Genomic DNA, 20158 nt, shown 5'->3' on the forward strand with positions numbered 1-20158 from the left:
GCACGCCCCGGCCGATCGGCCGAGGCGCCGCGTCACCTCGGTCATTCGGGGAGGGCGTTGGTCGGCTCGGCGTGAATGAAGGCGTTCGCCGGGACCTGCGACATCGGCCGGCTCCGGATGACGTTGTAGATCGTGACCGGCTTGTCCTTGCCCTTCACCTTGGCGGGCTGGAGCTCCTCGGTCTCGAACCTTCCACCGAGCTGCGCGTACGTGCTCTCGCTGATGACGATCTGTCCGGCCAGCGCGATGGAGCAGAGCCGCGCCGACGTGTTCGCCACGTCGCCGATCACGGTGTAGCTGAGCGCCTTCGAGCTCCCGATGTACCCGGCGACGAGCGGGCCGGTGTGGATCCCGATGCCGACCGCGAGCGGAAGCTCGCCCTTCTCGAGCCGCTCGCGGTTGAACTCGCCGAGCACCTCGCCCATCTTCAGGGCGCACTCCACGCTGCGGACCGCATCGTCCCGGTGGGCGACCGGCGCGCCCCAGAGCGCCATGATCCCGTCGCCCATGAACTTGTCGAGCGTGCCTTCGAACTGGAAGATGGTGTCGACCATCCGCTCGAAGTACAGGTTCAGCATCTCGACGAGCTCCTCGGGCCGCTTGCTCTCGGCCATGCGCGTGAAGCCGCGGATGTCGCTGTTGAAGACGGTGCACTCCTCGACGTGCTGGCCGCCCTGCTTCACGGCGAGCTGGCCGCTCAGCACGCGCTCGGCGATGTTCGGCGAGAGCAGCCGGCGCAGCTGCTCGCGCGTGACGATCTCGTTCTCGATCTTCTTCCCGAGGATGTTGATCTCGATGAACATCGCCGCCTGGTAGGCGATGGCCGTCACCAGCTCGAGGTCCTTGGGCTGGAACTGCGCGAGCGTCTCCGAGTCGAGCCAGAGCACGCCGAGCACCTCGCTGTTGTGCTGCAGCGGGGCGACGATCGCCGAGCTGATCCGGTTCAAGATCATGCTCTTGCCCTTCGACGCCGCGAAGTCCATCGCCGCGTCGTGGGTCAGCACCGCGGCCCGCTCGTGGACGACGTGGTTCAGGATCGTCGACGACACGCTGATCGGGGCCGTCGTCCCGTCGCGCCGCTGCATGGCCTGCGGGGTGAGCTCGCCGTTCTCGTTGCGCAGGAAGATCACCCCGCGGTCGGCGCGGATGAACTTGAACACGCTCGTGAGGATCTTCTCGAGCAGCTTCGTCGTGTCGCGCTCGGCGGCGATCTCGCGGGACAGCTCGTGCGACAGGCGCAGCCGCTCGTAGTCGGCGCGCAGCTGGTTCATGTCGTTGGCGATCCGATCGAACGCCAGGAACCCCTTGTCGACCGCGGCGATCTGCGTCCCGATCTGCCGGGCCTGATCGTTCACGTCGATGCGGGTGCCCTGCGCGACGAACGAGCCTCCGTGCGCCCCCGAGCGCCCCGGCAGCGGCGCGGTCCCGCCCGGCCCGGCGCCCAGCGGCGGCGGCGGCACGTAGGGCTGCCGCGTCACCGGCGGCGCCACCGGCGTGCCCGGGAGCGGCGGCTGCGCCGGCTGGCGCTGGTACTGCGGCTGCTGCGGCGGATACCCGTGGCCCGGCGGCTGCGCCGGCGCCGCGCCTTGGTGGTTGACCACGGGCGGCCAGCCCGGGACGAGGGGCGGCGCGACCGGGGCGGCCGGATCGTCGAAGCGGCCACGCGTGGACCCCAGGGCGATCTCGTCCCCGTGCTTCAGCGGCGCTTCGCCCCGGACACGCTCGCTGTTGATGAACGTGCCGTTCAGGCTCCCCAGATCGCGCAGGACGAAGTGATCGCCCCGCTGCTCGATGATGCAGTGCTCCTTGGAGACGATCTTGTCGAGCAACTGGATGGAGTTGTTCGGGTGGCGCCCCAGCGAGTTCACGGGTCGCAGATCGATCGCCTGCTGGCCCTCGGCGGTCTGCAGGATGAGGCGGGCCATCGGTTCTGGCAGATTACCCAGCCGGGCACGGACCGACAATCTTTCCGGCCGAAGTCCAGCGCCGGCCGCGGGAGGCGACCGTGCCGGGCCGCGCAAAATGCGCCTCGGCCCCGCTGGAAACACCTGCGCCGAGCTCGACCGCCCGGGGCGGCTGTCGTCGGCTGTCGCATGGATACCTGACCGGATGATTAGCTTACCGGGCCCTGCATCTCAGGGAGGCGTCGCCTGGAACGGCTATGCGCCCACATGCCGCCGCGTTAGTCGGCCGCATGGATTCCGCGTACCTCCTCGCGATCGATCAGGGCACCACCGGAACGACGTCTCTCCTCATGGACACGTCGGGGGCGACGCTGGGCCGCGCGACGCGCGAATTTCGCCAGCACTTCCCGGAGCCGGGCCTCGTCGAGCACGACCCGGAGGAGATCTGGCAGAGCGTTCAGGATGCCGTGGGCGAGACGCTCAGGGCGGCGGGCGTGGCCGGCAGCGCGATCAAGGCCATCGGCATCACGAACCAGCGCGAGACGACGCTCGTCTGGGAGCGCGCGACCGGGCGCCCGATCCACCGCGCGATCGTGTGGCAGGACCGCCGCACGGCGGCGCGCTGCGCCGAGCTCCGCGCCGCGGGCCACGAGCAGGCGGTCGAGGAGACCACCGGCCTCGTGCTCGATCCGTACTTCAGCGGCACGAAGCTCGCGTGGCTCCTGGACAACGTGCCCGGCGCGCGCGCGCGCGCCGAGCGCGGCGAACTCTGCTTCGGCACCATCGACAGCTTCCTCGTCTGGAGGCTCTCGGGCGACGCGGCCGGCGGCTCGCCGGTGCACGCGACCGACGTCACCAACGCGTCGCGCACCCTGCTCATGGGCCTCGCGTCGCTGCGCTGGGACGACGCGATGCTCGCGATGCTCCAGATCCCGCGCTCGCTCTTGCCGCAGATCGTGGGCTCGGCGGGCCGCATCGCGGCGACTCGCGGCTTCCCGCACCTGCCCGACGGTATCCCGATCGCCGGCATCGCGGGCGACCAGCAGGCGGCCCTCTTCGGCCAGGCCTGCTTCGCGACGGGCGACGCGAAGTGCACCTATGGCACCGGCGCGTTCGTGCTGGCCAACATCGGCGATCGCCCGCTCAGGAGCCGCTTCGGCCTGCTCACCTCCGTCGGGTGGAAGATCGGCTCCGAGGTGGTCTTTGCGCTCGAGGGAAGCGCCTTTATCGCCGGTGCGGCGGTGCAGTGGCTCCGCGACGGCCTGGGCCTCATCAAGAGCGCGGCGGAGATCGAGGCGCTCGCCCGCAGCGTGCCCTCGAGCGAGGGCGTCACGTTCGTCCCGGCGCTCTCGGGCCTCGGCGCGCCCTACTGGGATCCGGACGCTCGCGGGATCATCTCCGGGGTGACGCGCGGCACGACCGCGGCGCACCTCGCCCGCGCGACGCTCGAGGGAATCGCGCTCTCCGTGACGGATCTCGTGCGGGCCATGGCCGACGACCTGGGCCACCCGCTGCGCCGGATGCGCGTGGACGGCGGCGCCGCCGCGAACGACCTGCTCATGCAGTTCCAGGCGGACGTGGCGAACGTCGCTATCGAGCGCCCCACCGACCTGGAGACGACGGCGCGAGGCGCGGCAATGCTCGCCGGGGTCGGCGCCGGCCTCTTCCTCACGAAGGAGGACGCGGCCCGCATGTCCCGTGTGGGGCAGAGCTTCCAGGTCGAGATGAGCGAGGCGGCTCGATCCGCCCACCTCCACCGCTGGGCCGACGCCGTCGCCCGCACGCGCTCGAAGCGCAGCTGAGCACTCGCCGATTCCCCTGAATTTCCACGCTGTTTTCCGCTTGAACCAGGTCTTCCGAAGCTCTCTCCCGAGCCGTCATCGCGCCGCGGCTCGGCGGCCGAACGGGCTTCCGGATCAAGGAATCAACCCTAGGTTGCGAGAGTTAGGCCCAGAAGCCCCCAACCAGCGTAGAGTGCTATGACGACGGCGCATTTCCGTTCAAACTTGGTGCACTTGAACCGAGGCGCGCGGCCAGCCCACCGCCGCCTCGCTGCTTTCGATGGAGACGAGGAGGACATGCCGACTACCGAGAATGCTTCAGCCGGCGGGACGGCCGTTCGCGACATCCCGATCGACTGGGAGGCGCTGGAGGACGCCTTCGAGAACAACGCCCCAGAGGTGCACTCGTACCTGCACCTCGGCACGGGCGACGTGCTGCGGGTGGTCGACGGCGTGGCGGATCCGCAGATGCACGCGCGCATCGCGGCAGACGCGAACTATCTCCGGATCGATCCCGTGAGCTCGCGCGAGCAGTACCGGTGGATGGAGCGCTACATCCCGATGGTGGAAGACATGGATCTCCAGGCGAAGCTCAGCCAGGCGATCGATGGCAAGGGCGCGTTCCGTCGCTTCAAGGATGTGTTGATGTCCTACGGTCCGGAGCGGGAGCGCTGGTTCGCGTTCCGGAGCGAGCGGCTGCGGATCTTCATGGAGGCGTGGCTGAGCGCCCACGCGCTGAACCCGGTCCCTCGCCCGCTCTGGGTGCCGGAGGTGCCGTCTCGTCCGGAGCCGGTCGTCCCGTCGGTCCCTGCGGTGGAGCCGCCGGCGCGCGAGCGCGAGGAGACGCGAGAGCCCCGCCGCGGCAAGAGCGTGGAGAGCCTGCGCAAGAATCTCCGCGACATCGCCGAGGCGCTCGGTCCGCGGGATCTCGACACGCTGACGGCGTTCGCGGAGTTCCTGAAGGCGCGCCGCGCGGCGCGCTCGTTCGCGCACCACTACCACGAGGCCCAGGGGCCGGTGGACGACGACGCCGGGCCTGCTTCGCAGGAGATCGCGAGCGAGTCGCGCAGCGACACGGCGTGACGGCGCGCTGCCGGCGCCGCGATCGCGGCGCCGGGGCGCTGGCCTGAGGGTGGGTGAGGGAACGGAAGGGAGCGGCGGCTTCGAGCGCCGAGCGGTCTAGAAGTACCAGTCGGTGCGGGCACCGATGTACTGGCCGACCTTCGAGCCGACGCCCGGACCGGCGCCAACCCGCTGCAGGTAGCCGGACATCGCCCCATCCCTCGCGGCATCGTTGTAGATGGCGAGCGAGTAGATGAGCTTGAAGTGCGGCCGCGCGCCGGCGCTGAGCTCGCCGGTCGGCACGAGGGTCGGGACGACCGAGACCTTGACCGCGGTGCCCAGGTCGCCGTCGCCGTCCTTACGGCCCTGGAACGAGGCCTCGACGACGGGGTGGAAGTTCTTGTGCGCGAAGATCGTGGCGTTCGCCTGGACCGAGAAGTCCATCTGCTTCTCGAGGGCCGTGGGGGGCGCGGCGCCCTCGGCCTCGTACGCCGCCTTCGTGTAGTGGAAGGTGGCGAGGCCTTCCAGGGCGGCGGCGTCGCCGAGCCGGAAGCCGAGGTGCTCGACCGCCTCGATGGCGAAGGAGCCCGCGTAGGTGTTGTCCGAGTTCGGGGAGCCCCAGGTCTGGTACGTCTTCGCGCCGCCGGCGGCGCCGTTGGCGATGCCGGTGCCGAAGCGCACCGCCGTGTCGCTGAAGTTGCCCTGGCCGAGGCCGAGGTGCAGCTTCGCGCCGATGACGCCGCCGAAGTCCGCCGGCGCGTTCTCGGGCACCGCGTACCCCTCGCCCAGCTTCGCGGCCGGCAGGACATGGAACTCGCCGTGGACCTTGACGTGGTGCTTGGCCTCGCCGCCGAACTCCGCCTTGTAGTTGCCGGCGAAGATGGTGCGGAAGCGCTCGAGGTTCCCGCCCGGCACGTCCGCCCCGTTCACGTCGATGTTGTAGGGGGGGGTGGTGGCTCCAAAGCCCCGGTACCCGAGGATCGCGAGCTGCAGGCCGCCGTACTTGATGCCGCCGCCCTGGCCGCTGAGGTCGTCGAGGTAGAAGTAGTCGCCGATCGGCGCGTACTGCTCGCGGAAGAACTTCGCGCCGCCCCAGACGCTGAGGCCCGGGACGAGGAAGTTGCCGGCCTCGATGTACGCCTGGTTGAACTGCACCGTGATCGACTGGCCACCGTTCGAGGACGGCTGCATGAACGGCCCGCCGTACTGGTTCCAGATGGCGAACGTCATCTCGGACTTGACGTAGAAGTCATCCGGCGTCGCGCCCTTCACCACGTGCGCGACGAACGACGGCTCGGAGTAATCGCCCTCTTCGTAGCGGCCGCCGATGCCGAACCCGAGCAGGTTCAGGGACGCGCCCTGGACGTTCTGCCCGTAGACCGGGGACCACGCCATGCCGAGGCGTGAGTACCAGTGCCACTCAAAATTCTCGCTCCCCACCGCGTGAGCCGACCGCGGCGCCGCCGTGAGGCAAAGGGCGGAGACGGAAAGCAGCCCGAGGGCTCGGACAGCGGCGCGCCGACCCGCGATTCGCTTGCTGGGGACCGACGACCTGTCTCTCATAAGTGATGTCATCGAACGACGCTCCTATCCATTCTCTGGGAGTGTGCTTGGGGTGATGGGAGGTGATTCGGCCAGATGGCCAAGCGCGGCAGAGGTAGTGGCCTGTCAAGAGAATCTAAGTTGACTCTGTGGGAAAGAGCCACCCGCTGCCACACATGCGGGGCCCGCGGGGGGCACAGTTAACAGGAACGTTCTGTTCATGTCAAAGGTCTCCGAACACCCTTCGGCAGTTTGTCATCTTCTGCGGCGCGTTATTATTAAGTAATCGAAATCACTTGGTTAAGCAGCACCCGCTCTCTTCCTCGGGCCAGGAACGGGGGCCTAGAATGACGCATCGCACCAAAAACAGGCTCGCGCTGGCTCTCGCGCTGCCTGAAGTGTTGCCAGAAGAATTCACGGGTGCCCCCTGGTGCGTTACCGGGTGCGCGCCGCGCACGTGACACGGACAGGAAGGCTGCATTGGCGAGCCCCGGCCAGCTGCGCTTTCGCAGCTTTCGCAGCGTGATGACGCCGCTGCGCACGACGGTGTGCCGCATGTTTCGGGACCACGAACCTGGCTTTTCATGTCGACACCCGGCCGGGGCGTCGCCGCGGTGCTCGTCTCTCTCCTGGGTTGAACCCAGGGCGAGCCGTCGGCCCCGCTGAGCGTCATTGACGCTCGCCGGCGCACCGAACGCGCCGCGCCAGCGAGCGGATCCTGTGCGCGCGCGCAGGACCATGCCGCGGAGCACAGGCCGCGCAGGCAGATCGCCCTTGGTCGACAGGATAACGCATCGCGTCGTAACGGCGCAACGACCGACGCAGATCCAGAGCGGGTCAGTCTCGATTGCAGTGCAGCGTGGGTGGACATGTTCTTGTCCAGGAAGGGCGTTGCGCTGTCGCCCCGAAACATCCCATCTGCTTCGGCGAGGCCGGCTGGTGCCTGGCGGGCCTCCGGGCGCGGTAGCGGCGCGCGCCGCGATGCCACCGGCTCGCCGCACCGAACGCCTGAGTTGTTGAAAGAGAGGCCTCCATCCTCTGCATGAGCAACGGCTCGTGAGCCCTCTTCACGATGTCTGGTGCTGTCCTTCGCTATCGAGAGGTGGAATCGACCCGCGAGATGGACTTCTGCTCTCCTGCCGCCCGGGCGTGCAGCTCGACGTGGCGAGCAGCTGGCCGGTCGCTCGGCGCGGCTCAGCGAGCGGGCGTGATGCTCAAGGAGACCCGGGCCCGCGCGTTCTGGTAGTACGCGTCGAGCGCCTGGGCGAGCCGCTGCCCGACATACCAGCGCTTCAGCGCCGGGGCGACCTCCTCGTAGCGTTGATCCTTGAACGGCGTGGCGCCGGAGCGCAGGACGATCTTGAGCTCGAAATCGGTGGGCTCGAGCATCGGCGCGACCATGCGATCCAGGTACAAGCTCGCGCGCGCCTGGCGGCGCAGCAGCGCGTCGAGCTCGTCCGAGCTCATCCCCTCGGCGGCCGCCGCGGCGAGGAGGCGCGCGCGGCCGCGAGCGCGCTGCTCCAGCGCGATCCGGGCGGCCTCGGCCCGCTGCGCCACCTCCGCCGAGGTCGGCGCCGGCGAGATCGGCAGACTGGCGAGCAGCGTCTCCGCGATGTGCCTGTCGAGCGCGGCGCGCACATGCCTGTCTCGGTACAGCCCGGGCTCCGCGTCAGGATCGGCGAGCGCCTCGAGGCGGGCCTCGAAGGCGAGCTCCCGCTCGAAGATGAACTGAGGCCGGCGCACGCCGCCCGTCTCCGGCGCATGCCAGCGCACGACGACGCGGTCGAGCGGCACCGGCGCCGCGGCCGACGGCGCGACCTGGCCGTGGGCGCTCGGCGTCAGCGACGCGAGCGTGAGCAACGCGAGCAGCGTCGTGAGGAGCCCGGAGCGGCGCACATCGGCAGGCTAGCGCAACCGCGCCGCGCATCCCATTCCGGGCAGCGCCGCGCTCGCGGAGCGCCCGGGGCGCGGGCAGCGGGTATAGAATGGAGCCACCATGTACAGGCAGTTCGCGCTCGAGGGCGAGGTCCACACCTTGCTCGACTGTGTGCCGCTCTCGGTGCGGCGGAAGCTGGACCTCGCCGAGATCAAGATCTCTCTCGCAGGGTGGCAGGCGCTGTCGCGCGCGGAGCGGCTCGCCCTGTGTCACCTGCCGGTCGACACGGACGAGGACGTCGCCGTCTACGCCGAGGTGCTCCGCGGCTTTGCGGAGCGCGCCGGGGTCGCCCTCGCCCCCCTCGCGGGCGCGCCGGTGCGCCGCGCGGCCTGGGATCGGGACAGCGTCAGCGCGCGGCTGCACGAACGGCTCGGCCCGGACGGCGCGCTCGACGAGGGCGCGCTCGGCCGCCTGGCGGAGCTGACCGAGGAGGAGCGCTACGCCATCGTCAAGCTTGCCGATCCGAAGCGCGGGCCCGAGAAGCTGCGCGCGCTGCTCGGCGAGCTCGGGCTGTTCCGGGACGCCGGCGCTGCCCGCTCGCCGTGAGCCAGGCCGCGGCGAGGATCCCGGGCGCGACGAAGGCGCGGGTGAGCGCGCTGTCCGCGCGGCTCGCGCGGGGCGAGCTCGTGGTCCTCTCGCGCTGACGTCCGGCGGCGGAGCGTCAGCGCGCCGCGCTCACCACTTCACCATGACCTTCGACGGGTTGACCTCCGCGGTGACGCGCGGAACGTCGACGAGCACGTCGAGGAAGTCGCTGCCCGGCTGGCTCAGATCGAGGCTCGCCGCCTTGGGCTCCACGCGCGCCACGATCGCGTCGGCGTTGACGGCGCCCACGTCCTCCGGCGTCCCCGTGATCCTCACCTGCACCACGGCCGGCGCGACCGTCGCGCGCGGGATGCCGATCACCTCGACCTTGCGCTCGAACGTCCGCGTGGCGAGCTCGCGCCCGATCTCGAGCGTCGCCATCACGCTCTCGAAGCTGTACGTCACGAGCTTGGGCGGCCGATCGAGCGCCAGCTGCCGCTGGTAGGTGCCCTCCGTGAGCCCGCTGATGTCGAACGGCGCGGTGCGCGCGAGTTGCATCACGTCGACGACCGAGCGCGGGCCGCGGGCGCTGACCATCGGCGGCTCGACCGAGACCATCCCCTTCACGAGGAACCCCTGCGCGGCGTCCCCGGTGCGGGGGACGTGCACCGGGATGGCCCGGGTGACGACGTCGTCCCAGCCGAGCTCGATCGTCGACGGGTACATCTGCTCGACCATCAGCCCGGCTGGCACGTGGAACATCGACGCGTCGAGGTCGATGTGCGTCACCGTGCCGTTGCGGAGATCGAGCCGCAGCGTCCCGAGGCTCTCGGCGCGCAGGTCGTCGAGCTGCGTCCGGGAGCCGCGCACCGTGACCGCCACCTCGTTCGGGATCTGGGTCATGAGCTGCCGGTTGCTCGACTCGGGCGGGAGGATCGAGACGACGCTGAGCATCAGCGTGCGCTGCGCGTTCTCCGCGCCGTGAATGAAGGCGTAGAGGCACAGCGCGAAGGTGATCGAGAGCAGCTTGAGGCTGAGGTTGTCGAGCAGCGCCGAGCGGAGCGCCTCGCGGATGCCGGCAAGCGTCATGGCTCATCTCGCGGGGGCATCCCCTCCGCGCTCCCCTTGGATGCGGCGGTCGCCGCGACCTGCCCGGTCGGGACGAAGGTGCGCTGTGACGGGACGGGGGAGTCGGTCGCGGCCGCCGCGGGGACGTCGACCATGGCCGGCCGGCCGCGCTCGGACGGGCGATCCGCGTCCTGCGGCGAGGCCGTCCCCCCGGCGCCGGCCCCGGCCGCGGCGCGCAGGTCGGCGCTGGATCCCGTCGCGGCGCGCGCCTCGGCGCCCGAGCGCATCGGCGTGGACGTCGACATCCGCGCCATCGGCCGCGCGTCGGGGTCCACGGCCGCCTTGATCATCGAGGACGTCTTCGAGACCGGCGCTGCAGGCTTGGCCTCGATCGGCGCGGGCTTCGCGGCGGCGGGCTTGGCGGGCTCGTGCGCCTGCCCGGCGCCTTGCGTCGCGCCCACGGCGGGGCCGCGCGCCGCCGGCGTGGGGAGGCTCGCGCGGCCGACCTGGGCGACCTTCTTGGCGAAGCGCCGCCTGCGCGACGAGCGGCCGAAGAGCCCGAGCAGCGCGTGCCGCAGCGACTGGCCGTCGAGGTTCGAGACGATGTTGCCGCTGAAGCAGAAGCTGATCGTGCCGCGCTCCTCGCTGACGACGACGACGACCGCGTCGGTCTCCTCGGTGATCCCGAGCGCGGCGCGGTGGCGGGAGCCGAGGCTGGCGTCGAGGATCTTGGTCTCCGGCATCGGGAAGAAGACGCCGGCGCGCGCGATCTTGAGATCGCGGATCAGCACCGCGCCGTCGTGCAGCTTGTTCACCGACTCGGGGACGAACAGCGAGACGAGCAGCTCTCGCGTGACGACCGAGTCGATGTGGATCCCCTCGCTCTTGACGAACTCCAGCACGTTGGCGTCCTGCTCGAAGGCGATGATCGCGCCCATGCGGTGGCGGGCGAGCTCGGTCGCGGCGGCCACCACCTCGTCGATGACGCGCGACTGCTGCTCGCGGCCGCTCGTGAACCAGTTGCTGCCGCCCACGCGGATGAGGGCGCGGCGGATGTCGTTCTGGAAGACGACGACCACGATGAGGATGATCGAGGAGAGGAGCCAGGAGAGGAGGTTGAGGAGCGTGGTCAGGCCGAAGATCTTCGCCCCGAGGTAGATGAGGAAGACGATGCCGAGCCCGAGGCCCATCTGCATCGCGCGGGTGCCGCGCAGCACGAGGAGCGCGCGATAGACGACGTAGGCGACGATGAAGATGTCGAAGAAGTCCCGGATGACCTGCGTCGCCGGCCTCACCGAGAAGAGTCGGAGGAACCCTTCAACCATCGCCGCGCGCCCCCTGGGCGACGGGGCCGTCCGGGCGCCGACGGTCGCCGGCGCCCGCGCGCTCGATCGCGCGCATCACGTCGAGGGCCTGGCGCACGGGGCGGACGTCGTGGACACGGACGGCCGCGGCGCCGCGCGCGGCGCACGCGATCGCGGCGGCGACGGTGCCGCCGAGGCGGTCCGGGGGCGGCGCGAGCGGCGCTTCCCCGCCGTCGCCTCGCCCCGCGGCCTCCGAGGCCGCGGCGCGCGCCAGGAACGACTTGCGGCTCGGCCCGACGAGCACGGGAAAGCCGAGGGCGCAGAGCTCGTGCAGCCTGGCGCACAGCTCGAGCGACTGGCGCGCGTTCTTCGCGAAGCCGAGGCCCGGATCGAGGACGAGCTCGCCGTCCGGCAAGCCTGCCTCGAGCGCCCGCGCGGCGGCGCTCGACCACTCGCGGGCCACGTCGGCCACGACGTCGTCGTAGGCGTCGTCGGGGTACGCGGAGAAGCCGGCCATCGCCGACATCGGGCCGCGGCTGTGCATGAGCACGAGCGACGCCCCGCGCCGAGCGCAGAGCGCGCCGAGCTCCGCCGCGCTGTCGAGCGAGATCGAGTTGACCACGGCCGCGCCATCGTCGAGCGCGCGCGCCGCGACGGCGGGAGAGGTCGTGTCGATGGAGACCACCGCTCCCCTCTTCACCGCGTCGCGCACGCTCCCGCCGATGCGCGCGATCTGCTCGTCATCCGGCACGGGCCGCGCGCCCGGCCGCGTCGACTCCGCGCCGATGTCGATCATGTCTGCCCCCTCGGAGAGCATCGCATCGATCTGCGCGAGAGCCGTATCTTCATCCGCAAAGCGACCGCCGTCGGAGAACGAGTCCGGCGTGCGGTTCAGGACCCCCATGATCACCACGCTCCTGCGGCGTTCGAGCAGCATGCGCAGCGGGGACATTTCCTGTGGGTAGCAACTTTTGCGCCGAACGGCAATTGTCTGGTCGAATCGATGTTTTCCAGGAGCAATTGGAACATCGCGAGGGGGGTCCGGCGCGTCGCGCTCTGCCAACCGCCGGCTGGGCCGGCGGGCGCGCGCCGGCGTTGGACGGCGCACCGGCGTCCACATTCGCTTCGGGCGCCGGCTTCCCGGCGGCCGTCCCACGCTCGGGCGGGGACTCAGCGCGAACCATGGGGAAGAAACGGTACGGAGGGAACGGAGGGTACGCAGAGAACGGAGGCAATCAGGCAAGGGGAATCAAGGGGAATCAAGGGGAATCAAGGGGAAGCAGGGGGGCGCGGCGCCGGGTCCCCCCCCACGCTCCGCGCGCCGCTGACTCGGCCTTGCTTCTTTGCTAGGGTCCCGCCTACACATTCACATCGGCGGCCCCTCGCGGTCGTCCGGTGCGGGCGGGGACACGCGCGAGCGTGCCCCGTCAACCGTTTCTCAGGCTGCACCAGCGGACGAGACCGAGCGGTTCCATGCTGCGCACGCGTATCCGGGCAGGTCCCCTCGCCGGCTTCGTCTTGAGCGCCCTCTTCGCGGCGTGCTTCGCCGTGCTCGGCGTGGGCGAGCTCTTCATCCCTGCGCTCAGCCCCGAGATGGGCATGCCTGCGCCCGTGACGCTGCGCGTCCCGTACGGTCCGCGGATCGTGCGCGACACGCACGACGGGAGCTTCACGCTTTCGTACGAGCACAGGCGCGTGATCGTGCCGCGCGGCACGGTCCTCTCGGAGCACAACGAGGATCACAACGCCGCGATGGCGTACGAGACGGTGCGGCGGATGCGGCGGCCCGGGCTCGGCGCGCGCCTCGCGAGCATGTACGCCATCTACCTCATCGTCTGCCTGATGCTGACGGTCTACCTGCGTCGCTTCGGGCAGAACCGGGTGCGGCTGCTCCGCACGCAGGTGGGCATGTTCGTCCTGATGACGGGCTCGCTCATCGTCGCGAAGCTCCTCCTGCTCTTCACGGCGCTGCCCGAGTTCTGGATGCCGGTCGCGGCGCTCCCGCTCTGGGTGGCGATCGCGTTCGATCGGCGGACCGCGTTCCTCGTCGAGGTCGGGGTCGCGTTCATCGCGTCGTCGCTGCTCCGGTTCGACGTCGTGCTCCTGTCGGTGCTGCTCGTGCGCGGCATCGCCGCGACGATGTTCTTCTTCAAGCGCAAGGGCTCGCGGCAGCTGTTCGTCGCGGGCAGCCTGGCGGGCATCGCCGGCGCGATCGGGTTCATCGCGCTGACCGTGCTGTTCGAGGGGAGCTTCGATCTCGGCGCCGATCTGAAGCGCTGGCTCGGCTCCAACGTGCTGGCCTGCATCGGCGGGGGGCTGCTCGTCGGCGTGCTCGGTCGGAGCCTGAGGGAGCCGGCCGAGCGGGCGATGGGGCACGTGCCCCGCGACAAGCTGCTCGACCTCACCGACCTGGAGCAGCCGCTGCTCAAGAAGATGGCGGCGGAGGCGCCGGGCAGCTGGGAGCACGCGCGCGCGATGGCGAACCTCGCCGAGGCCTCGGCCGCGGCGATCGGCGCCGACGCGCTGCTGACGCGCGTGGGCGCCTACTACCACGACCTCGGCAAGACGGTGCAGCCCAAGTACTTCATCGAGAACCTCCCGCCCGGCGAGCGATCGCCGCACGAGGAGCTCGATCCGGAGGTGAGCGCCGACGCGATCATGGCGCACGTCGTGATGGGCACGAAGATCCTGCGTGAGGGCAACATCCCCGAGCCGGTGGTCGAGTTCGCGTACACCCACCACGGCACGCAGGTCGTCGAGTATTTCTGGCACAAGTGCGTCGAGCAAGGGAACCCGAAGGACCTGACGCAGGAGCACTTCCGCTACCCCGGCATGAAGCCGCAGACGAAGGAGACGGCCATCCTGATGCTCGTCGACTCCATCGAGGCGGCGTCGCGGACCATCTGGCCGCCCGAGCACAAGAAGTTCGAGGAGATGATCCAGCGGGTGATGTTCTCGAAGCTCGCGTCTGGCCAGCTCGATCAATCCGGGCTGACGATCGAGGACCTGCGCATCATGACGAGCCGGATGGCGTCGACGCTGGTCAACATGTACCACGGGCGCATCAAGTACCCGTGGCAGCGCGAGAGCGATCGCGCCGGGCACACGCCTGCGCCGCCGACGGTCACGCCGCACCCCACGCGCCCCGGCACGCCCACGCCCGTCCCCGCGTCCAGCGCGCCGGGTCGGGACGGGAGCGCCGCCCCGCCACCCTCCTCGAGCGCCAGAGGAGCTGTCCCGCCGCCGTCCTCGAGCGCGCGAGGCGCTGTCCCGCCGCCCCCCGCGAGCACTCGGGGCGCTGTGCCGCCGTCCTCCTCGAGCGCGCGGGGCGCGGTCGCGCCCGTCGTCGTGGACGAAGCCGGTGGGCCCGTGAAGGACGAGAGCCCAGCGGAGTCCGTGCGGACGCCGAGGAAGACGCACTGAGCAGGCCGGGCGCGCCGCGCGCTCCCGCGGAGGCCGAGCGGCCTGCTCCAGGAAAGGACGGTCCGATGCCTCCCACGATAGAGCAGAGCTTCATGAAGGCCCTCTTCCACGGCATCATCGCCGAGGACATCATCTTCCCGTATCCCGAGATGCCCGCCGAGGACCGGGAGACGACGTCGATGATGCTCGACAGCGTGCGGCGGTTCTTCGCGTCGAGCGTCGACAGCAGCCGGATCGACCGGGAGCACGCCATCGATCCGGGCGTCCTGGCCGAGATGAAGAGGCTCGGCCTGATGGGCCTGCAGATCCCTGCCGAGCACGGCGGCGTCAACCTCAGCAACATGGCGTATGCGCGCGTGATGCAGGAGATCGGCGGGCTCGACGCGTCGATCGCCGTCACCCTCGGCGCGCACCAGTCGATCGGCTTCAAGGCGATCCAGCTCTTCGGGACGGAGGAGCAGAAGCAGCGCTATCTCCCGAAGCTCGCGACCGGCGAGTGGATGGCGGCCTTCGCCCTCACGGAGCCGGGCGCCGGCTCCGACGCCGCGGCGATCAGGACGCGCGCCGAGATCTCGGCCGACGGCTCGTACTACACCCTGAACGGGTCGAAGATCTGGATCACGAACGGCGGCTTCGCCGACGTCTTCACGGTGTTCGCCCGGACCTCGGCGCTCGAGGAGGGCAAGAAGCCGAAGCTCACCGCCTTCATCGTGGAGCGGAGCATGGGCGTGAAGAACGGGCCGAACGAGCAGAAGCTCGGGATCCGCGGCTCGTCGACGACGGAGCTCTTCTTCGAGGACGTGAAGGTCCCGCGCGAGAACGTGCTGGGCGAGGTCGGCAAGGGCTTCAAGGTCGCCGTCGAGGTGCTCAACAACGGGCGCCTCGGGCTCTCGGCGGGGTGTGTGGGCGCGTGCAACACGCTGATCCGGATGGCGCTCGACCGGGTCCAGGAGCGGCGCGCGTTCGGCCGGAGCATCGGCGACTTCGGGCTCATCAAGGACAAGATCGCGACGATGCTGGCGCACACGTACGCGCTCGAGTCCATCACGTACCTGACGGCGAGCCTCGTCGACGCCAAGGTCCCCGACTTCTCGATCGAGAGCGCGATCTGCAAGGTCATGGGGAGCGAGACCCTGTGGTTCGTGGTCAACGAGACGCTCCAGATCGCGGCCGGCATCGGCTACATGGAGGAGTACCCCTACGAGCGGCACCTGCGCGACGCGCGGATCAACATGATCTTCGAGGGGACGAACGAGATCCTGCGCTGTTTCATGGCGCTCTCCGGGATGAGCGGCCCGGGCAAGGCGCTCGCGGACGTCGCGAAGGCGATGCGAGAGCCCATCAAGGGCTTCGGGCTGCTCAGCGATTTCGCGCTCCGCAAGGCGCGGTCGGTGCTCGGACGCGAGCGGATGTCGAAGGCGCACCCGCTGCTCAGCCGGGAGGCGGTGATCTTCGAGGACTGCACCGCCGAGCTCGCCACCCACAGCGAGGACATGCTCCGGAAGCACGGGCGGGAGATCGCGGAGATGCAGTACGCGCAGCGCCGCATCGCGGAGATGGCCATCGACCTGTACTGCATGGCCGCGTGCATCTCGCGCACGACCCGGGCCATCGAGCGGCGCGGGGAGGACGGGGCGCGGCGGGAGATCGATCTCACGACCGTGTTCACCGGCATCGCGCAGAAGCGGCTGAGGCAGCACGTCGCTGACTTCCAGAAGAACGACGACGAGCTGCGCAAGGCCATCGCGGTGCGAGCGTATGCGGATCGCGCCTACCCCTTCGACATCCTGTAATCGCAGTCTGCCGCACCTCGACGGACATCGATTCACCTCAAGTCACATCGAGTCGCATAGAGTCACACACGCGCCACGCGCGTTTCGGCGCAGTACGCTCATTCATTGTGAGCTGCGCTCTGTTTCGGGACGTTTTCAGCTCACCGTCCGGACGGATTGCTATATAGTTTGATCAGGCGTAGTATTGGGGGTGGGCCCTTCGACAGGAATCGGGTGATCACTTGTCCCAGGCTAGAGCATTGGGTGGCAGGTGCGGAGCCATGAAGGAGACTGCTGAAGGTCGTGCCGTGATGGACAAGTACCGTCTCGAGCGCAGGCTCGGAGGCGGTGGGATGGGGGACCTGTGGCTGGGCTTCGATATCAAGCTCAGGCGGCGGGTCGTCATCAAGTTCATCCGGAGCTTCGCGGCGACGGAGCCGGAGCTCATCGCCCGCTTCGAGCGCGAGGCCCGCGCGTCCGCGCGTGTCCGGAGCCCCTATGTCATCGAGACCTACGATTACGGCGTCGATCGCGGCTGCGCGTTCATCGTCATGGAGTACCTCGAGGGAGAGGACCTGAATCGCCGCCTCGAGCGCGAGGAGCGGATCCCGCTCGCGCAGGCGACGGCCTTGTTCACGCAGCTCGGCAAGGCGCTCGACGCGATCCACGCCGCGGGGGTGATCCACCGGGATCTGAAGCCGGGGAACATCTTCATCACATCTTCGGCGGGCGACGATCTGGTCAAGGTCGTCGATTTCGGCGTCGCGAAGTCGTCCTGCTCGCGCGATCGGATCACGAAGACGGGCATGGTCCTCGGGACGCCCAGGTACATGAGCCCCGAGCAGACCATGGCGCCCAGGCAGGTCGATTACAGGAGCGATCTCTGGTCGATGGCGGTGATCCTCTACCGCGCGATCACCGGCCAGTGTCCCTTCGCGGGCGCCAACATCAATGAGCTGGTCAGGCACATCTGTCAGACGTCGTTCCCGAAGGCGTCCGAGCTCGCGCCGGAGCTCCCGCCCGGGGTCGACGCGTTCTTCGCCCGAACGTTCGAGTTCGATCCGGAGGCGCGGTTCCAGTCGGGCAAGGAGATGATGGAAGCGTTCTCCGCGATCGTGCAGGTGCCGGCCTCCCTGCCGTCGTCGGAGTCGCTGCGGGCGATCCCCGTCCCACCGCCGTCCGAGCGGAGCGCCATCGTGAAGCGGAGCGCGGTAGGCGCGGTCGCGGCCCCGCTTCGCTGCGCGATGGATGATCAGACGACCATGGCCGCCATGCTGGCGGCGCCGGCGAACGATCTCGGCGGCCCCACGGCGACGGACGCCGCCGTCGAGCCCGCCTCCGCCTCGTGCGACCGGCACAGCGAGGTCGTTCTGGACAGCCGCGTCCTGCCGCCGCTCCGGGTCCCCTGGATGGTCGCCGTCGGCCTGCTCATCGCGGCCGCTTGCGTTGTTTTCCACAGCGTGGCTCAGGGCGCGGCGTGGTCGCTCGAGGCCGCGGAGAGCCCGGCGCCCGGAGGACCGTGATCTCGCGGGGCGCCGCGACGCCGCCCTGGCGCTCGTATCGCCGGCCATCGCCAGGGCGCGGCGGCGCCGTTACCGCGCGCTGGTCGTGGGCGCGTCGGTGATGCCGGACGTCCACTTGAGCTTCGGGGCGCCCTCGTCGATCCAGCGGTCGCGCACCCGGCGCGCGAGCTCGGGGTGCTGGGTCGACTTCACGGCCATCGCGGCCACGAGGCATGTCCCCGGCCACGACTCGTAGACGGCGATCGCGCCGACGTACTCGTCGCTCGCGAGCACCGAGTCGACGCTGCCCTGGAGGACCTTGAACACGAGCGGCCGCACCTCACCGTCGATCTCCTGCGTCGTGCGGATGATCTGCGCCTCCCCGAGCCGCACGCCATAACCGTCGGCGAGCGGCGCGTTCTTCGCCCAGAACTCGTCGAGGCAGCTGTCGGGGTCGCTCGGCCCCGTGGTGGTCGTGTAGACGACCGACAGGGCGGCGTAGTGCTCGTCGCCGTACCGGAAAGTCGCGCGCGTCGGGTAGGTCAAGATCCGCACCCTGCGCCAGCTCTTCCAGTCGACCAGGGGTACGTCGAGCGTGTTGAACCGGTCCTGCCGCCTCCCCCACGGCTCGGCCAGCAGCCGCTCTAGCGCGGCCCGCTCGGGGTCTGCCGCGTCGCCCCCCGGGTTCTCGCGGGTGACCGACGCCGGCGTCGGAGGCAACCCCGGCGGCCTCGTCGGGGGGGTGCTGCTGCAGGCGACGAGCGCGAGGGACGCGAAGACCGGGACCACCGGCGCGGCCCTCCGGCGTGTGGACGAGCGCGCAGTCGACCTGGAGCAGGACATGAACAACACGAGCCTCGGCGAGCGGCCTCATCGACGGCGGTCACGCGGGCGGATCCCGCGGCGCCGCTACAATCCGACCTCGCGCATCGCGATTTTATTCTTGTCGAAGACGCCCAGACCGAGCTCGCCCGCGATGCGAATGTACGAAGGTTCACGGCTCGCCTCTTTCAGCGTGGGCAACCCGTTCTCCTTGCGCCACGTCTCGACCACGCCCCAGCCGATCACGTCCATCGCGACCGGATCGGTCGTCGCGTAGACCGACTCGTGGAGGACGCGCCGCTTCGGGTTCTTGTCGAGCGGGCCCTGGTCGTAGATGAGCTTGAAGCCGTCCGTGATGTGCAGGCGGACACGGCTCTTCACGATGTCCTGCCCGTAGAGCTCCGCGATCTGCGGGCTCGCGGTGTGCTCGTGGAAGGAGTGCGGGTTGATGGTCGCGCCGTGGGTGATGTTCTTGAGGCAGCCGGTATAGCCGCAGATCGAGTGGTCCTTGATCAGCGAGACGTTGATCACCGCCGTCGCCTGGGTGAACGGGCGCACGAACTTGGTGGGGATGCCGCAGACCGAGATGCTCGGCATCACCGCGTCCTTGTTCTCGTGCACCGCGGCGCGGATCCCGGCCGGGAACTCGGCCGCCGGCTTGGCGCTGCGGTCGGCGCAGCGGGTGCCGGCGAGGAAGGACGGGTACTGCTCGAAGATCTCCACGTTCTCCGCGGGGACGCCCGCCGCGATCACCCCGCGCACGATCTCGAGCACGAGCTCCTTGTTGGTGGCCATGGTCGCCCCCTTCTGGCCGGCGATCCCGTTGGTCTTGATCGCCACACGGTCGTCCTTGTGGACGAACCGCGCGAAGGCGGCCCCGAGGTCGGCCTTCCCGGTGAGCTCGGCCATCGCCCGTTCGAGCATCACCTTCGCCGCGGACGCGTCGGGCCAGAGGCCGTTCGGCTGCATCGAGTTCGACTTCGTGACCTTCACGATCTTCCCCGGAATGGAGAGCGGCGTGAAGCCGGGGGGCGGCGCGGCCGCGAGGCTCAGGGGCGCCTCCGCGAACGCCGCGCGCGGGCCGAGGAGCGCGGCGCCCGCGGCGCCGGCGACGAGCCCGCCGAGGAAGCCTCGGCGCGAGCGCCCCGCGGGGCCGGGATCAACGAAGCGACGGGGATCGTGGGGCATAAGACCTCGTGGTGAGCGCCTCGCGGCGGTGGTGGATGCCGCCGGTCGCGGGGCGCCCGGGGCGCTGATGGTAGCCGAGCTTCTCGCTCGAGACACGGCGCTCGGCCGCCCGGCGGCGAGGTCGACCGCGCCGCGCCGGCCGCGCCGCGCGCCTCCGCCATGGCGGCGCCAGGCCCCGGAGCGCCTCCCACCCGGGATTTGCTCGGGTTTCCTGGCAAGCGCGCGCCGGCACGCCGCTCGCTTGGCGGTGGCGGCGACGCCGAGGAGACGAACGCCGCTCACGGATGCGCGGAGGGCGACGTCCTTGGCACGAGACGGGAAGACCGGAA

At 70.2% G+C, this 20158-nt stretch carries 14 protein-coding genes; 6 read left to right on the forward strand and 8 right to left on the reverse strand.

Annotation, left to right across the window (positions count from 1 at the left end; all coding sequences use genetic code 11):
- Nucleotides 1-41: 41 nt before the first annotated feature.
- Nucleotides 42-1925: an adenylate/guanylate cyclase domain-containing protein gene (locus tag WMF12_RS39885; RefSeq protein ID WP_437853652.1), complete on the reverse strand. Its 1884-nt coding sequence runs from the start codon at nt 1923-1925 to the stop codon at nt 42-44.
- A 236-nt stretch (nt 1926-2161) separates the two neighbouring features.
- Here WMF12_RS39885 and glpK point away from each other — a divergent pair, with 236 nt between their 5' ends.
- Both glpK and WMF12_RS39895 read left to right on the forward strand, forming a co-directional pair.
- A complete protein-coding gene (gene glpK / locus WMF12_RS39890) occupies nt 2162-3706 on the forward strand; it encodes a glycerol kinase GlpK (RefSeq protein WP_437853654.1) in 1545 nt (514 codons plus the stop codon).
- A 276-nt stretch (nt 3707-3982) separates the two neighbouring features.
- Nucleotides 3983-4768 (forward strand): UPF0158 family protein, encoded by a 786-nt coding sequence (locus WMF12_RS39895; RefSeq protein WP_437853656.1) that lies wholly within the window; start codon nt 3983-3985, stop codon nt 4766-4768.
- Between the two features lie 96 nt (nt 4769-4864).
- Here WMF12_RS39895 and WMF12_RS39900 read toward each other — a convergent pair whose 3' ends face one another.
- Together WMF12_RS39900 and WMF12_RS39905 are read right to left on the reverse strand one after the other, a co-directional pair.
- Nucleotides 4865-6142 carry a carbohydrate porin gene (locus WMF12_RS39900; RefSeq protein WP_437853658.1) on the reverse strand — a complete coding sequence of 426 codons (1278 nt, stop codon included), beginning with the start codon at nt 6140-6142 and terminating at the stop codon, nt 4865-4867.
- A gap of 1341 nt (nt 6143-7483) precedes the next feature.
- Nucleotides 7484-8185, reverse strand: coding sequence for a hypothetical protein (locus WMF12_RS39905; RefSeq protein ID WP_437741979.1), 702 nt, complete (start codon nt 8183-8185; stop codon nt 7484-7486).
- A 100-nt stretch (nt 8186-8285) separates the two neighbouring features.
- Here WMF12_RS39905 and WMF12_RS39910 point away from each other — a divergent pair, with 100 nt between their 5' ends.
- Complete coding sequence (locus WMF12_RS39910) at nt 8286-8771, forward strand: nitrate reductase associated protein (protein WP_437853660.1); 486 nt, start codon at nt 8286-8288, stop codon at nt 8769-8771.
- A 129-nt stretch (nt 8772-8900) separates the two neighbouring features.
- Here the strand turns inward: WMF12_RS39910 and WMF12_RS39915 are convergent, their stop codons facing one another.
- Genes WMF12_RS39915 through folP form a run of 3 tightly spaced genes read right to left on the reverse strand, consistent with a single transcriptional unit; the run spans nt 8901 to nt 12074 of the window.
- Nucleotides 8901-9839: a CdaR family protein gene (locus WMF12_RS39915; RefSeq protein WP_437853662.1), complete on the reverse strand. Its 939-nt coding sequence runs from the start codon at nt 9837-9839 to the stop codon at nt 8901-8903.
- Nucleotides 9836-11143: a diadenylate cyclase CdaA gene (gene cdaA, locus WMF12_RS39920; protein ID WP_437853664.1), complete on the reverse strand. Its 1308-nt coding sequence runs from the start codon at nt 11141-11143 to the stop codon at nt 9836-9838. The genes WMF12_RS39915 and cdaA overlap by 4 nt, the downstream gene beginning before the upstream one ends.
- Nucleotides 11136-12074, reverse strand: a complete 939-nt coding sequence (gene folP, locus WMF12_RS39925; RefSeq protein ID WP_437853666.1) for a dihydropteroate synthase — start codon at nt 12072-12074, stop codon at nt 11136-11138. Before folP ends, cdaA begins: the two co-directional genes overlap by 8 nt.
- Before the next feature lie 521 nt (nt 12075-12595).
- Here folP and WMF12_RS39930 point away from each other — a divergent pair.
- From WMF12_RS39930 to WMF12_RS39940, 3 genes are all read left to right on the forward strand, one after another.
- A complete protein-coding gene (locus WMF12_RS39930) occupies nt 12596-14545 on the forward strand; it encodes an HDIG domain-containing metalloprotein (RefSeq protein WP_437853668.1) in 1950 nt (649 codons plus the stop codon).
- Nucleotides 14546-14610: 65 nt separating this feature from the next.
- Nucleotides 14611-16338: an acyl-CoA dehydrogenase family protein gene (locus tag WMF12_RS39935; RefSeq protein WP_437853670.1), complete on the forward strand. Its 1728-nt coding sequence runs from the start codon at nt 14611-14613 to the stop codon at nt 16336-16338.
- Nucleotides 16339-16628: 290 nt separating this feature from the next.
- Nucleotides 16629-17840, forward strand: a complete 1212-nt coding sequence (locus WMF12_RS39940) for a serine/threonine-protein kinase (protein WP_437853672.1) — start codon at nt 16629-16631, stop codon at nt 17838-17840.
- 69 nt (nt 17841-17909) lie between these two features.
- On the opposite strand, the gene WMF12_RS39945 is transcribed toward WMF12_RS39940, so the two are convergent.
- Nucleotides 17910-18608 (reverse strand): hypothetical protein, encoded by a 699-nt coding sequence (locus tag WMF12_RS39945; RefSeq protein ID WP_437853674.1) that lies wholly within the window; start codon nt 18606-18608, stop codon nt 17910-17912.
- A gap of 120 nt (nt 18609-18728) precedes the next feature.
- A complete protein-coding gene (locus tag WMF12_RS39950; protein WP_437741988.1) occupies nt 18729-19829 on the reverse strand; it encodes a DUF362 domain-containing protein in 1101 nt (366 codons plus the stop codon).
- Nucleotides 19830-20158 lie beyond the last annotated feature (329 nt).

This window comes from Sorangium sp. So ce363, assembly GCF_051520435.1.
Classification (GTDB): Bacteria; Myxococcota_A; Polyangia; order Polyangiales; family Polyangiaceae; genus Sorangium; species Sorangium cellulosum_B.

What these genes read in the sequence shown, in the direction of transcription:
- WMF12_RS39885 (WP_437853652.1), bottom strand. Translation starts at nt 1,925, where the DNA reads ATGGCCCGCCTCATCCTGCAGACCGCCGAGGGCCAGCAGGCGATCGAT.
- glpK (WP_437853654.1), top strand. Translation starts at nt 2,162, where the DNA reads ATGCGCCCACATGCCGCCGCGTTAGTCGGCCGCATGGATTCCGCGTAC.
- WMF12_RS39895 (WP_437853656.1), top strand. Translation starts at nt 3,983, where the DNA reads ATGCCGACTACCGAGAATGCTTCAGCCGGCGGGACGGCCGTTCGCGAC.
- WMF12_RS39900 (WP_437853658.1), bottom strand. Translation starts at nt 6,142, where the DNA reads ATGGCGTGGTCCCCGGTCTACGGGCAGAACGTCCAGGGCGCGTCCCTG.
- WMF12_RS39910 (WP_437853660.1), top strand. Translation starts at nt 8,286, where the DNA reads ATGTACAGGCAGTTCGCGCTCGAGGGCGAGGTCCACACCTTGCTCGAC.
- WMF12_RS39915 (WP_437853662.1), bottom strand. Translation starts at nt 9,839, where the DNA reads ATGACGCTTGCCGGCATCCGCGAGGCGCTCCGCTCGGCGCTGCTCGAC.
- cdaA (WP_437853664.1), bottom strand. Translation starts at nt 11,143, where the DNA reads ATGGTTGAAGGGTTCCTCCGACTCTTCTCGGTGAGGCCGGCGACGCAG.
- folP (WP_437853666.1), bottom strand. Translation starts at nt 12,074, where the DNA reads ATGTCCCCGCTGCGCATGCTGCTCGAACGCCGCAGGAGCGTGGTGATC.
- WMF12_RS39930 (WP_437853668.1), top strand. Translation starts at nt 12,596, where the DNA reads ATGCTGCGCACGCGTATCCGGGCAGGTCCCCTCGCCGGCTTCGTCTTG.
- WMF12_RS39935 (WP_437853670.1), top strand. Translation starts at nt 14,611, where the DNA reads ATGCCTCCCACGATAGAGCAGAGCTTCATGAAGGCCCTCTTCCACGGC.
- WMF12_RS39940 (WP_437853672.1), top strand. Translation starts at nt 16,629, where the DNA reads ATGGACAAGTACCGTCTCGAGCGCAGGCTCGGAGGCGGTGGGATGGGG.
- WMF12_RS39950 (WP_437741988.1), bottom strand. Translation starts at nt 19,829, where the DNA reads ATGCCCCACGATCCCCGTCGCTTCGTTGATCCCGGCCCCGCGGGGCGC.